Origin of the sequence: Streptomyces pallidus (ex Mingjun et al. 2026) (genome assembly GCF_051550185.1) — a bacterium.
Lineage (GTDB): Bacteria > Actinomycetota > Actinomycetes > Streptomycetales > Streptomycetaceae > Streptomyces.
On record NZ_CP196181.1, the window covers coordinates 5,511,195 to 5,523,981 of the forward strand.

14 protein-coding genes are annotated in these 12,787 nt (G+C 71.6%); 7 read left to right on the forward strand and 7 right to left on the reverse strand.

Features of this window, described 5'->3' with window-relative positions:
• The first annotated feature begins 61 nt into the window (after positions 1–61).
• A complete protein-coding gene (locus tag ACSHWO_RS24385) occupies positions 62–418 on the forward strand; it encodes a HesB/IscA family protein (protein ID WP_114058871.1) in 357 nt (118 codons plus the stop codon).
• 153 nt (positions 419–571) lie between these two features.
• Here the strand turns inward: ACSHWO_RS24385 and ACSHWO_RS24390 are convergent, their stop codons facing one another.
• From ACSHWO_RS24390 to ACSHWO_RS24405, 4 genes are all read right to left on the reverse strand, one after another.
• Positions 572–790, reverse strand: coding sequence for a hypothetical protein (locus ACSHWO_RS24390; RefSeq protein WP_385824389.1), 219 nt, complete (start codon positions 788–790; stop codon positions 572–574).
• A 311-nt stretch (positions 791–1,101) separates the two neighbouring features.
• Positions 1,102–1,311, reverse strand: a complete 210-nt coding sequence (locus ACSHWO_RS24395) for a hypothetical protein (protein ID WP_438314879.1) — start codon at positions 1,309–1,311, stop codon at positions 1,102–1,104.
• Positions 1,308–1,538: a hypothetical protein gene (locus tag ACSHWO_RS24400; RefSeq protein ID WP_385824345.1), complete on the reverse strand. Its 231-nt coding sequence runs from the start codon at positions 1,536–1,538 to the stop codon at positions 1,308–1,310. The genes ACSHWO_RS24395 and ACSHWO_RS24400 overlap by 4 nt, the downstream gene beginning before the upstream one ends.
• An 89-nt stretch (positions 1,539–1,627) precedes the next feature.
• Positions 1,628–2,872, reverse strand: coding sequence for a helix-turn-helix domain-containing protein (locus ACSHWO_RS24405; protein WP_438314882.1), 1,245 nt, complete (start codon positions 2,870–2,872; stop codon positions 1,628–1,630).
• A 180-nt stretch (positions 2,873–3,052) separates the two neighbouring features.
• On the opposite strand from ACSHWO_RS24405, the gene ACSHWO_RS24410 reads away from it, so the two are divergent.
• On the forward strand, positions 3,053–3,631 hold the full coding sequence (locus tag ACSHWO_RS24410) for an HD domain-containing protein (RefSeq protein WP_438314885.1): 579 nt from the start codon (positions 3,053–3,055) through the stop codon (positions 3,629–3,631).
• Positions 3,632–3,709: 78 nt separating this feature from the next.
• Here the strand turns inward: ACSHWO_RS24410 and ACSHWO_RS24415 are convergent, their stop codons facing one another.
• Together ACSHWO_RS24415 and ACSHWO_RS24420 are read right to left on the reverse strand one after the other, a co-directional pair.
• Positions 3,710–5,179: a hypothetical protein gene (locus ACSHWO_RS24415; RefSeq protein ID WP_438314888.1), complete on the reverse strand. Its 1,470-nt coding sequence runs from the start codon at positions 5,177–5,179 to the stop codon at positions 3,710–3,712.
• Positions 5,180–5,258: 79 nt separating this feature from the next.
• Entirely contained in the window at positions 5,259–5,474 is a 216-nt protein-coding gene (locus ACSHWO_RS24420) for a hypothetical protein (protein ID WP_361088412.1), read from the reverse strand.
• A gap of 132 nt (positions 5,475–5,606) precedes the next feature.
• Here ACSHWO_RS24420 and ACSHWO_RS24425 point away from each other — a divergent pair, with 132 nt between their 5' ends.
• The gene (locus tag ACSHWO_RS24425; protein ID WP_361088409.1) at positions 5,607–6,584 is read left to right on the forward strand and encodes a carbohydrate kinase family protein; all 978 of its coding nucleotides are present in this window, start codon (positions 5,607–5,609) and stop codon (positions 6,582–6,584) included.
• A gap of 73 nt (positions 6,585–6,657) precedes the next feature.
• On the opposite strand, the gene ACSHWO_RS24430 is transcribed toward ACSHWO_RS24425, so the two are convergent.
• Positions 6,658–8,037, reverse strand: coding sequence for a cysteine desulfurase/sulfurtransferase TusA family protein (locus ACSHWO_RS24430; RefSeq protein ID WP_438314891.1), 1,380 nt, complete (start codon positions 8,035–8,037; stop codon positions 6,658–6,660).
• A 283-nt stretch (positions 8,038–8,320) separates the two neighbouring features.
• Between ACSHWO_RS24430 and ctaC the strand changes: the two genes are divergently transcribed.
• The 4 genes from ctaC to ACSHWO_RS24450 all read left to right on the forward strand — a co-directional run bounded on the left by ctaC (position 8,321) and on the right by ACSHWO_RS24450 (position 12,780).
• Positions 8,321–9,292, forward strand: coding sequence for an aa3-type cytochrome oxidase subunit II (gene ctaC / locus ACSHWO_RS24435; RefSeq protein ID WP_361088403.1), 972 nt, complete (start codon positions 8,321–8,323; stop codon positions 9,290–9,292).
• Complete coding sequence (gene ctaD, locus ACSHWO_RS24440; RefSeq protein WP_438314894.1) at positions 9,289–11,013, forward strand: aa3-type cytochrome oxidase subunit I; 1,725 nt, start codon at positions 9,289–9,291, stop codon at positions 11,011–11,013. Before ctaC ends, ctaD begins: the two co-directional genes overlap by 4 nt.
• Positions 11,010–11,408, forward strand: a complete 399-nt coding sequence (locus ACSHWO_RS24445) for a cytochrome c oxidase subunit 4 (protein ID WP_189808830.1) — start codon at positions 11,010–11,012, stop codon at positions 11,406–11,408. The genes ctaD and ACSHWO_RS24445 overlap by 4 nt, the downstream gene beginning before the upstream one ends.
• A gap of 127 nt (positions 11,409–11,535) precedes the next feature.
• Complete coding sequence (locus ACSHWO_RS24450) at positions 11,536–12,780, forward strand: Ig-like domain-containing protein (protein WP_438314897.1); 1,245 nt, start codon at positions 11,536–11,538, stop codon at positions 12,778–12,780.
• The last annotated feature ends 7 nt before the right edge of the window (positions 12,781–12,787 follow it).

Sequence of the window (12,787 nt, forward strand, 5' to 3'; positions counted from 1 at the left end):
CAAGAGTCCGACGTTTCCCTGCCTGAGGCGGGGAGCCGCCCCACTTCGGGAGTGAATGCAGATGTCCGTACAGGACGACAAGACCACTGTGAGCGACGGCATCCTCCTGTCCGACGCCGCCGCCGAGAAGGTCAGGACCCTTCTGGAGCAGGAGGGCCGCGATGACCTGGCGCTCCGCGTCGCCGTCCAGCCCGGCGGCTGCTCCGGCCTGCGCTACCAGCTCTTCTTCGACGAGCGCTCCCTCGACGGGGACGTCGTCAAGGACTTCGGCGGCGTGAAGGTCGTCACGGACCGGATGAGCTCCCCCTACCTCCAGGGCGCCTCGATCGACTTCGTCGACACCATCGAGAAGCAGGGCTTCACGATCGACAACCCGAACGCCACCGGCTCCTGCGCCTGCGGCGACTCGTTCAGCTAAACCCCGGCCAGAGCTGCGGAACCCCGTCCACCGGGGAACCGCGCCACGCCCACGGAGGGCCCCCGGCGCCTGCACGGCACCGGGGGCCTTTCCGGCGTCCTGGCGCGCCCGCGGGGCGGAGGCCGTCTGACCGGCGGGGTCCCCGGGCCTGCCTCAGGCCCCGGGCGCGTAGCAGGCTCCGCACTGGACGTTCCGCGGTGCGTGGGATTCCGGATCGACCATGACGGTCATCCCGAACCCGTGGGGGCAGACCCGGCGGGGCCACCCCCCGGGCCGGTGCTCGACCCGCGACCTGTCCCAGCCCGCCACCAGCTCGCGGAACCGGGGGTCGACCCACACCCCGCGCGGCACCTCTCGAGGATCTTCACTCACCGCAACTCCTCACGTGCAGAACGTAACCGATCGACCTTAGAGGAGAACGGTCCGGCCGGGCGACGCCCACCGACAGGCCCGGCAGGTACGCGTCCGGTTCGCGGTGCGGTCGTCCGGCGGCGGAACCGGTTACGGGGCCTCCCGTCGCGGCCGGACGCCGACGGGGTCCCGCGGTCCGGCGCGACGGCAACCGGCCTCGTGCAGTACGGCGCCGCCCTCGGGGCCTCCGAGCGGCAGCGGCTCCGCCCCGCAGCCGGGGCAGGGCGACGGCCGGCAGATGTACCTGCCGGTCGGGTAGGTGGCCGGGTCCGTCACGGCGAGCCTCCCGGCGCGCAGGCCCACACGTCGGCGTCGAGGAGGTAGCCGCCGTCGTGGCCCATGACGACGCCGCGGTAGACCCGGGGGCCTTCCAGCAGCTTGCCGCAGGCGACGCACGCGTAGCCGCGCGCCTGCTCGATGCTGAGGTCCCGGAAGGAGTGGGGGAGCGGCACCTCGGGGCAGGCCGTGGTCCGTGCAGTCACGACGGCCGCCGCATCCGTGCGGCGGGGATGGTGAACTCCCGCGCGTCCCGGCCGCGGATCCAGGCGACGTCGTGGCGCCCGTTGGCGGTGCCGGGCTCGCGCTCGACCGTGACGTCCATCAAGCGGCCGGACCGACCGGTGTTCGCGTCCCTGACGTGCCGTCCGATCCAGGCGTGCGGTACCGAGGATCCCAAGCGCTCCGTCCCGGGGCTCTCGCGTACGTCCATGGCCCTGCTCCCTACCGTCGTCAGCGAGTGGTGCGACGACGGTAGGGCGCGGGGCGTGGCGGCAGGGGCACGGATCGTGCCCCTTTGTTTCAGGCCCTCAGAAGGCCGAGGCGCTGCGCCAGTTCGGACGCCCGGCGGCGTCGGGCCGGGCTCTTCGACTCGGCCTCTTCCAGGATGATGCGGCGGGCATAGCCGTTGTACTGCACGGTCTCCGGTGCGGTCTCGTGGGCCTGCGCGAGGGTAGCCAGCGCCACATCGGGTTGCGCGTCGAGGTGGTAGCCGCGTGCCTGCTCGATCCGGTGCCGGGCCCGCCGCGGCCGGGACGGAATCGTCTCCGCCTCCGCGCGGGCGGCCTGCCGCGCCGACTCCCGGCCCGCCCGCAGCTCGACCGCCACCGTGACCGCGTGCGCGCCGATGACCGCTCGCGAGAACGACGTGACCGGGTGGAAGTAGGCGGCCGGCAGTGACTCCGCGAGCGTGCGGGCCTCGTCCCAGTACCGCCGTGCCGTCCCGGTCTCCCCGCGCTTCGCAGCCGTCAGGCCGGCCTCGACGGTCAACGCGCCGGCCACGGCCCGTACGTCCGTGCCGGCGTCCGGGAGCAGCGGCTCCAGGTACCGGAGGGTCTCCACCGTGATGGCGTCCGCGGCGTCGTACGCCCCGCTGTCACGGTGGGCGTGGGTGGTGAGCCAGGCGGCAAGGCCCAGCGCATGCGGGTCCTCGGAGTCCTGGGCCGCCGTCATGCCCCTCTCGGCCACCCGCCACAGGAGCGGCGCGTCGGGCTGGTAGGCACAGAAGAACTGGGCGAGGGCGTACACCTCGGCCAGCCGGGCCTGGGCGGCTTTGCGGTCGGCGATCGTTTCGGCCTGCCGGACGGACGCCTGCGCGTCCCGGATCAGATCGGGCAACAGCGCGCCCACCACCTCGCGGTGGTTCGGCGCCGAATGCCGCGCCGACCACGCACGGGCGAGGCGTGCCTTCAGGTGCGCGGTGGGGGGAGCCTCCCGGTCACCGGCGATCGGGAAGGCGTTCAGGGCCTCGCGGACGGCCGCGAACCGCGGGTGCCCGGGGCCGGTGAAGAGGTCGGCGCGCATGGACTGGTTCCCGGTGAGGTCGGACAGGTCCCGTACGCGCAGCACTTCGGCGATCCTCAGGATGACCGGCAGGGCAGGTGTCTTCAGCCGGCCGGACTCGACCGCCTTCACCCACGACCCGGAGCGGGCCACGAGGCCGCCGAGCTGTTCGCGGGTGAGCCCGCGCCGTTGGCGGAGGATCTGCATTCTCTGACCGAACACCAGCGGTTCGGCGTAAGGGTCCGGGGTGGTGTCGGTGGACATAGCGGCCTTGCCCCTCTCCTAGCAGCTCGTCACCCACAGGGTAGGGGGGCAGGGCCCCGTCCGTGTGATCCAGATCGCACGAAGACGCCTGCCCGGATCCGAAGGGCGAGAGGGTGGATCCGAAGGCCGGAGGGCATCCGGTACGCGATGCGCCTCGCCGAGGCGTGAGAAGGAGAACCAGTGGCTGACGACCTGTCCGCGGTGGCCCGCTTCCTCTACGAAGCCGGCACGCTCAAGCACACCCGCCGCACCGGCTGGTGGATGGCGGGCGTCAACGACCCCGAGAGCGTCGCAGAGCACTCGTGGCGCACCTCGCTCATGGCGTCCGTCATCGCCGGGCTGGAGGGTGCCGACCCGGGGCGGGCGGCGTTCCTCGCGGTCTGGCACGACACGCAGGAGACCCGTACCGGGGACGTCAACCACCTGGGGAAGAAGTACGCGGCCGGTGCCGACCCGCAGGCCGTCACGGCCGACCAGACCGCGGGCATGCCCGAGGTGCTGGCGTCGGCGATCCGGGAACTGGTCGCCGAGTACGAGGCCCAGGACTCGCCCGAGGCGGTCTGCGCGCGCGACGCCGACAAACTGGAGTGCCTGCTCCAGGGAATCGAGTACAAGGCCCAGGGATACGGGGCCGCGCAACGGTGGATCGATAACAGCCGAGCCAGGATGGCGACCGAGACCGGCAAGCGGCTGGCCGACGAACTGCTCGGCCAGGGCGCGCTCGACTGGCTGCGGGCGGCCATGGGCGAGAAGGGCTGAGTCCGGAATGCGGCGAAGCTCCCGGGAGGGGGCTTCGCCGCGTTCGGTGCCGGGTTCGGCCCGGGGCGCCGGCCCCCGCTACTGGTGGGGGAGGGGCTTGCCCGTGGTGGCGTCGATGACCTTGCGGTCGCCCAGCGGCTGCTTCAGGGTCGCCGTGGCGGTCATCTCCTGGGCGATCAGGATGCAGGCCCGGCCCGGCTCGTTCGGGGTGTCGGTGATCCGCACCATCACCGAGCCGGCCTCCTCGCGGGCCTCCAGCGCGTAGGTGCTGCACACCCCGCCCCAGAAGTTCACCGTCAGCTTCCGGTCGGCCTCCGTGTACGAGAACCCGGGCACCGTCCGGCCGGCGCCCGTCGGGGCCGGGCGGGCGGAGTCGCCGCTGCCGGAGCCGTCCGCCGCGGCCGGCTGGACCACCGTGTGCCCGGCCGCGCCGTCCTTGCCCGCCACCTCGAAGTGCCAGGCGGGTACCAGGCCCCGCGCCCCGTTCACGGTCCCGGGGGCCAGCCCCAGCACCGCGCCCTTCACGGTCTCGGTCCGCGGCGGCTTGATCGGCCGCGGCTCCGGGTTGCAGGGCAGCGGGTCCGAGGGCCCGGGGACCTCCGGGGTCAGCGGGACGGAGGTCGCGCAGCCGCTCGGCCCGCGGTCCGCGCCGCCGCCCCCGCCCGACGCCCGGTTCAGCCGTTCCAGGGCCTCCGCGGCCCCCACCACCGGCTGCTCGCCCGCCCGGGCCGGTTCCTTCAGCTCGCCGCTGCCCGCCACCACCTGGCCGTCCGCACCCACGCTGATCCTGGTGGCCCAGCCCTGGGTGGGCATTCCGCCGATCACCGGGTCGGCCGTCACCACGCGTACGGAGCCCTGCGTGAGGCGGGCGTCCAGCCGGGCCCCGGCCTGGCCGACCGCCGCGAGCACCGGGGCGGCCGCCGCCCTGGCGGCCTCCTCGCCCACCGGGCTGCCGCCCCCACCTGCGGCGGGCTTGCCGCTGCCGCCGCCGTCCGCGCCCTGGGGGAGGGTGGCCGGCCCGCAGGTGTCCTTGCCGCGCTTGCAGTCGTCGCCCGCGCCGCCGCCCGAGTGGAAGCGGGTGAAGGTCCAGCTGCCCGGCGCGTTCCGGCTCACCGTGAGCCGCGGCCCGAAGCCGTCGGCGCCCTCCCCGACCTGCCAGTCGTCGCCACTCTGCCGCGGGGCGCCCGCGATGCCGAGGGCCGCCGCGAGCCGGGCCGCCTCCTCGGCGGTGACCTCGCCCGTCGCGGCGTACGAGGGCGCGGCCGCCGGGGCCGACGGGAGCTGGCCCTCCGCCCGGTAGGTCACCCCGCTGCCCCGCGGGTCCGGTTCCCCGGGGGCGATGCCCGGCCCGGAGGGGCTCGGCGCGACGCGGGGCGCCGCGGCCGCGCTGTCCCCCGTACGGCCGCCCGGTCGGCCGTCGCCGTGCGCCGTCGACGCCCAGTAGGCCGTGCCGCCGCCCGCGAGCAGGACGGCCGCCGCGATCGAGCCGATGGCCCAGGCCGGCCGCCGCCGTGTGCCGCGTGATGTGTCGGGTTGTTCGGTGGTCACCGCATGCTCCTTCGCCCGTACCGCCGTGGCTGGCTGATGCGGGTGTGACGGAACAGGGGCGAAACCGGTTCCGCGCGCCCTAATCGCCGTACTGGGCGGTGGAGGCGATCAGCCGGGCCGAGGCGGGCGGAACGCTGATCCCGTGGATCTGCGAGGGCGCCACCCTGGTCGGCCGCGGGTCCGCCGGGACCCCCCAGTGCGGGGCCATCCTGGCGCAGTCGCCGAGCAGCCGCGCAAAACCCGGCCGCGTGTCGGAAGCGTACTCTCCGTAGCCGAATCCATCGGTATAGGTCATGGGGGCACGGTAGGCGCGTCACGTCGGGCGAAGAAAGGCCTACTACGGGGTAGTTTCGGGCGGTCGGCGGCGGGGCCGTTACCGGGTAGCGTTGAATGTCAACCTCGCCGTCCTCGCAGGAGCATCCACGCCGTGCGTATCGCAGTCACCGGCTCCATCGCCACCGACCACCTCATGACCTTCCCCGGCCGCTTCGCCGACCAGTTCGTCGCGGAGCAGCTGCACACGGTCTCCCTCTCCTTCCTCGTCGACAACCTCGACGTGCGGCGGGGCGGGGTCGGCCCGAACATCTGCTTCGGCATGGGCCAGCTCGGCCTGCGCCCGGTCCTGGTCGGCGCGGCCGGCTCGGACTTCGACGAGTACCGCGCCTGGCTGGACCGGCACGGCGTCGACACCGCCTCCGTGCGTATCTCCGAGGTGCTGCACACCGCCCGCTTCGTCTGCACCACGGACGCCGACCACAACCAGATCGGCTCCTTCTACACGGGCGCGATGAGCGAGGCCCGCCTGATCGAGCTGAAGGCCGTCGCGGACCGCGTCGGCGGCCTCGACCTCGTCCTCATCGGCGCCGACGACCCCGAGGCGATGCTCCGCCACACCGAGGAGTGCCGGACGCGCGGCATCCCCTTCGCCGCGGACTTCTCCCAGCAGATCGCCCGCATGGACGGCGAGAACATCCGCACCCTGATGGACGGTGCGACCTACCTCTTCTCCAACGAGTACGAGAAGGGCCTCATCGAGTCGAAGTCCGGCTGGAGCGACGAGGAGATCCTCGCCAAGGTCGGCACCCGCGTCACCACCCTCGGCTCGCGCGGCGTCCGGATCGAGCGCGACGGCGAGGAGACCATCACGGTCGGCTGCCCGGAGGAGACCGCCAAGGTCGACCCGACCGGCGTCGGCGACGCCTTCCGCGCCGGCTTCCTGGCCGGCCTCGGCTGGGGCGTCGGCCTGGAGCGCGCCGCGCAGGTCGGCTGCATGCTGGCCACCCTCGTGATCGAGACGCTGGGCACCCAGGAGTACACCCTGGCCCGCGCCCACTTCATGGAGCGCTTCACCAAGGCGTACGGCGAGGACGCCGCCGCCGAGGTCCGCGAGCACCTGGCCGCGTAAACCCGGCCTCTCTGGACCCCGGCCTCTCGGGACCGGCCGCTCGGCACCGGGCGGGGCGCGCAGCCCCGCCCGGTCAGAGCTCGCGGCGGACGGTGTACGCCGTCCCCGTCGGGCGGGGCGACTCCCCGAGGTAGGTGTGGCCGCGCATCGAGCACCACGCCGGGATGTCCAGCCGGGCCACCTCGTCGTCCGACAGGACGGTGACGGTCCCGCCGACCGGGACGCTGCCGATGGACCGGGCCAGCTCGATCACCGGCTGCGGGCAGCGCAGGCCCAGGGCGTCGACCTCCAGCGAATCGGCGACGGGGGCCCGCGGCTCCGGCTCGGCCGCGCCGAGCGTGGCCCGTACGCCGGCCACCACGCCGGGCAGGACCTCCAGGAAGCCGTTGACCTCCTCCGCGGTCGTCCCCCGCGGCAGCGAGACCCGAACGTTGCCCTCGGACAGCACGCCCATCGCCCGCAGCACATGACTCGGGGTCAGGGTGGAGCTGGTGCAGGAGGAGCCGGAGGAGACGGAGTAGCCGGCGCGGTCCAGCTCGTGGAGCAGGGTCTCGCCGTCGACGTACAGGCAGGAGAAGGTGACGAGGTGCGGCAGCCGCCGCACGGGATCGCCGACCACCTCCACGTCCGGCACCAGCCGGGCCACCCGCCGCCGGATCCGGTCCACCAGCACCCGCAGCCGGGCCGCCTCGGCCTCCGCCTCGGCCCGCACCGCGCGCAGCGACGCGGCGGCCGCCACGACGGCCGGGAGGTTGGGGAAGCCGGGGGAGCGGCCCGACTCCCGCTCGTCGGCCGGGCCCTGGGGTGGGAACCGGACACCCTTGCGGACGGCCAGCAGGCCGACGCCCGCCGGCCCGCCCCACTTGTGGGCGCTCGCGGCCAGCAGCGACCAGCCGCCCTCGACCGGACCCCAGCCCAGCGACTGCGCTGCGTCCACGAACAGGGGCACCCCGGCGGCCGCGCACACCTCGGCCACCTCCGCCACCGGCTGCACCGTGCCCACCTCGTGGTTGGCCGACTGCAGGCAGGCGAGCGCGGTGGAGGGGGTGAGGGCGGAGGCGTACCCGGCCGCCGAGGCCGCGCCCGTCCGGTCCACCGGGACCCGGGCGGTGCTGCCGCCGGCCGCCTCGTGCGCCTCGGCCGCATGGAGCACGGAACTGTGTTCGACGGCGGACACGAGCAGGTGGCCGCCGATGCGCCGGCGCCCGGCGAGGGCCCCCGCGATGCCCGAGTGAACGGCATGCGTCCCCGAAGGAGTGAACACGAGCTCGTCGGGGCGGCAGCCCACCGCCTCGGCGGCCGCCTCGCGCGCCGCGTCCAGCAGGAGCCGCGCGCGCCGGCCCTCGCGGTACAGTCGGGCGGGGTCGGCCCAGCCCTCGTCCAGCGAGGCCTGGAGGGCCTGCCGGGCCACGGGGTGCAGCGGGGCGGCGGACGCGGTGTCGAAGTACGGCATCCGGTCACGCTAACGGGAGCCGGCGTGCAGAGCAGGTCAGGGGCCGTCAGATACGCCCCGGAGCCCGCCGTTCAGGGGGTGTCCGCCCGTCCCCCGTACGGCGGATCCATCCCTTCGGGGGCAGTAGCGGCGCGTTGGGCACCCTCCCCGCGCGACCCCAAATAGCGTCCAGTAGGGTTTGGTCCGCATAAACATCCAAACCCCTGCCTGCGTCAGGGCCGGCGACCGACCCGAACACGGCCGCGGCCGGCCGCGCGGGCCGAGACTCTCGGGAAGGCGCTACGTGAGTCCCTACGGCTCCGACCGCTCGCCGCGGCGCCCGATGCGGCGGAAGCTGCTGCAGGCGCTGACTGCGGGCGTGGTTCTGGCGACCGCCACTGGTTGCTCGTACAACTGGGAAGACTTCCCCCGCCTCGGATTCCCCTACCCCGTCACGGAGGAGGCGCCCCGCATCCTGTCCCTGTGGCAGGGGTCCTGGGCGGCCGCTCTGGTCACCGGCATCCTGGTGTGGGGCCTGATCCTGTGGAGCGTCATCTTCCACCGGCGCAGCCGGACGAAGGTGGAGGTCCCCCCGCAGACCCGGTACAACATGCCCATCGAGGCGCTGTACACCGTGGTCCCGCTCATCATCGTCTCGGTGCTGTTCTACTTCACCGCACGTGACGAGTCCAAGCTCCTCGCCCTCTCGAAGCCGGCGCACACCATCAACGTGGTCGGGTTCCAGTGGAGCTGGGGCTTCAACTACATCGAGAACGTCGACGGTGACGGGGCGACCCCGAAGGGGGGCAAGGCTCCCAAGGAGCTGGCCTCCATTCCGGACCGCTTCACCAAGGACTTCCCGGCGGGCGCCGAAGGCGTCTACGAGAAGGGCATCCCCGGCGACAGGAACCCGGAGACGGGTAACCCGGGTCCGACCCTCTGGCTCCCCAAGGGCGAGAAGGTCCGCTTCATCCTGTCCTCGAACGACGTCATCCACTCGTTCTGGGTGGTTCCGTTCCTCTTCAAGCAGGACGTCATCCCGGGCCACACCAACGTCTTCGAGGTCACGCCTTCCCAGGAGGGCGTCTTCATGGGTAAGTGCGCCGAGCTCTGCGGTGTCGACCACTCCCGGATGCTCTTCAACGTCAAGGTCGTCTCGCCCGAGGAATACCGGGCGCACCTGAAGGAACTGGCCGAGAAGGGGCAGACCGGCTTCCTCCCGGCCGGCATCAAGCAGACCGACCCGGCCCGGAATGCGGAGACGAACAAACTGTGAGCATCCTCAACGAATCCCAGGGTGCCGCCGCCGACTCGTATGAAAACGAGCTGCCGGTGCGGCGCAGGCAGCCCGGCAGCGTGGCCGTGAAGTGGTTGACCACGACCGACCACAAGACCATCGGTACGCTGTACCTGGTCACGTCGTTCGTGTTCTTCCTGATCGGCGGTCTCCTGGCGCTCTTCATGCGCGCCGAGCTGGCCCGTCCGGGCACGCAGATCATGTCGAACGAGCAGTTCAACCAGGCGTTCACCATGCATGGCACGATCATGCTGCTGATGTTCGCCACGCCGCTGTTCGCCGGCTTCGCGAACTGGATCATGCCGCTGCAGATCGGTGCGCCCGACGTGGCGTTCCCGCGGCTGAACATGTTCGCGTACTGGCTGTACCTCTTCGGCTCGACCATCGCGGTGGCCGGCTTCGTCACCCCGAACGGTGCGGCCGACTTCGGCTGGTTCGCCTACTCCCCGCTGTCGGACGCGGTCCGCTCGCCGGGCATCGGCGCCGACATGTGGATCATGGGTCTGGCCTTCTCCGGCTTCGGCACCATCCTCGGCTCGGTCAACTTCATCACCACGATCATCTGCATGCGCGCTCCGGGCATGACGATGTTCCGCATGCCGATCTTCACCTGGAACGTGCTGCTGACCGGTGTCCTGGTCCTGCTCGCCTTCCCGGTGCTGGCCGCCGCGCTCTTCGCGCTGGAGGCCGACCGCAAGTTCGGGGCCCACGTCTTCGACGCGGCCAACGGCGGCGCACTGCTCTGGCAACACCTCTTCTGGTTCTTCGGACACCCAGAGGTGTACATCATCGCCCTACCGTTCTTCGGTATCGTTTCCGAGATCATTCCGGTCTTCAGCCGTAAGCCGATGTTCGGTTACATCGGTCTGATCGCCGCGACGATCGCGATCGCCGGTCTCTCGGTGACGGTGTGGGCGCACCACATGTACGTCACCGGCGGTGTGCTGCTGCCGTTCTTCTCCTTCATGACCTTCCTGATCGCGGTCCCGACCGGTGTGAAGTTCTTCAACTGGATCGGCACCATGTGGAAGGGCTCGCTGTCCTTCGAGACCCCGATGCTCTGGACGATCGGCTTCCTGGTCACCTTCACCTTCGGTGGCCTGACCGGCGTCATCCTGGCCTCGCCCCCGATGGACTTCCAGGTCTCCGACTCGTACTTCGTCGTCGCGCACTTCCACTACGTCGTCTTCGGCACCGTGGTGTTCGCGATGTTCGCCGGCTTCCACTTCTGGTGGCCCAAGTTCACCGGCAAGATGCTGGACGAGCGTCTCGGCAAGATCACCTTCTGGACGCTGTTCATCGGCTTCCACGGCACCTTCCTGGTGCAGCACTGGCTGGGCGCCGAGGGCATGCCGCGTCGTTACGCGGACTACCTCGCCGCCGACGGTTTCACCACGCTGAACACGATCTCGACGATCAGCTCCTTCGTGCTCGGCCTGTCGATGCTGCCGTTCATGTACAACGTCTGGAAGACCGCCAAGTACGGCAAGAAGATCGAGGTCGACGACCCGTGGGGCTACGGCCGTTCGCTCGAGTGGGCGACGTCCTGCCCGCCGCCGCGGCACAACTTCCTCACCCTGCCGCGCATTCGCAGTGAGTCGCCGGCCTTCGACCTCCACCACCCGGAGATCGCGGCTCTCGACCACTTCGAGGACCACGGCGCCAAGGCCGTCACCGGTGCCAAGGAGGCCGGCAAGTGAAGATCCAGGGCAAGATGTTCCTCTGGCTCTCCGCCTTCATTCTGATCATGGCCGTCGTGTACGGCGTGTGGTCGAAGGAGCCCGTGGGGACCACCGCGCTCTTCCTGGCCTTCGGCCTGAGCGTGATGATCGGCTACTACCTGGCCTTCACGGCCAAGCGCGTCGACGAGATGGCCCAGGACAACCTGGAGGCCGAAGTCGCCGACGAGGCCGGCGAGCTGGGGTTCTTCTCCCCGCACAGCTGGCAGCCGCTCTCGCTGGCCATCGGTGGTGCGCTCGCCTTCATGGGCGTCATCTTCGGCTGGTGGCTCATGTACTTCTCGGCCCCGATCATCCTGATCGGCCTGTGGGGCTGGGTGTACGAGTACTACCGCGGTGAGAACCAGAACCAGTAGCGGTCAGGCAGTACCCGGCCAGACGGCCGGTGTCCGGGGCCCGGACTCCTCCAAGGGAGGAGTCCGGGCCCCTCTTTTGGAGTGACACCACGCGCCGTTTTTGTCTGATTTTCATAGCGTTGGCCCCATGAAGCACTCACCGCGTCTCTGGACGGTCGTCGGTTGCTCCCTGATGGCCGCGTCCCTCGGTGCCGGCGCCACCGCATGCGGGCCCGGCGACAACCCGCTGTCCGCCCGCCCCTACGACGCGGGCGACCAGGTCGCTTTCAACCAGGCCCAGGGCGGCCGCCCGGTCGACCACAACCGCCCCCTGGAGGTCACCGCCAGGTCGGCCGGCGGCCGCATCACCGACGTCACCGCCGTGGACGGCCTCGGTCGCCGCCTGGCGGGCGAACTCACCGCCACGGGCGACCGCTGGCACAGCACCGCCCCCATGGCCGCCGGAACGCGTTACACGGTCACCGTGAGCACGGAGGACGAACGGGGCGCTCCCGGGCAGCGCACGCTGACGTTCGACACCACTCCGGCCAAGAAGGTCCTGAGGGTCGAATTCGGCCCGTTGGACGGCAAATACGGCGTCGGACAGCCCATCACGGCCGAACTGGACGAGCCCGTCACGGACCGGGCCGCCCGCGCGGTCGTGGAGAAGGGCCTGGTCGTCGACACCCCGCCCGGCGTCGAGGGCGCCTGGCACTGGGTCGACGACAAGCACCTCCATTTCAGGCCCAAGGAGTACTGGCCCGCGCACTCCACCGTCTCCGTACGGAGCAATCTGGAGGGCGTCAGGATCACCGGGGCCATGCACGGCGCAGCCAGCAAGCCGGTCAGGCTGGAGATCGGGGACCGCGTCGAGGTCCTCACCGACGCCGCCTCCCACAGCCTCACGTTCAAACGCAACGGAGAAGTGATCAACACCATTCCGGTGACCACCGGCAAGCCGGGCTTCTCCACCCGCAACGGCGTCAAGGTGGTGCTCGGCAAGCAGTACTTCGTCCGGATGCGCGGCGACACCGTGGGCATCGGCGGCAGCGAGAACTACGACCTGCCCGTCTACTACGCCACCCGTGTCACCTGGAGTGGTGAATACGTCCACGCCGCCCCGTGGTCCGTCGGCTCCCAGGGCTACGAGAACGTCAGCCACGGCTGCACCGGCATGAGCACGGGCAACGCGGCCTGGTTCTTCGAGAACATCACCGAGGGCGACGTCGTGCAGGTCGTCAACAGCATCGGCGAGGACATGCCCGCCTTCGGCAACGGCTACGGCGACTGGAACATGAACTGGAAGGACTGGCGCCAGGGCAGCGCCCTGCTCAAGGACACCCAGGACGGCCGCACCCCCGTCGACCAGGCCCGGCTGCGCCCGCGGGTCTGAGCCCCGC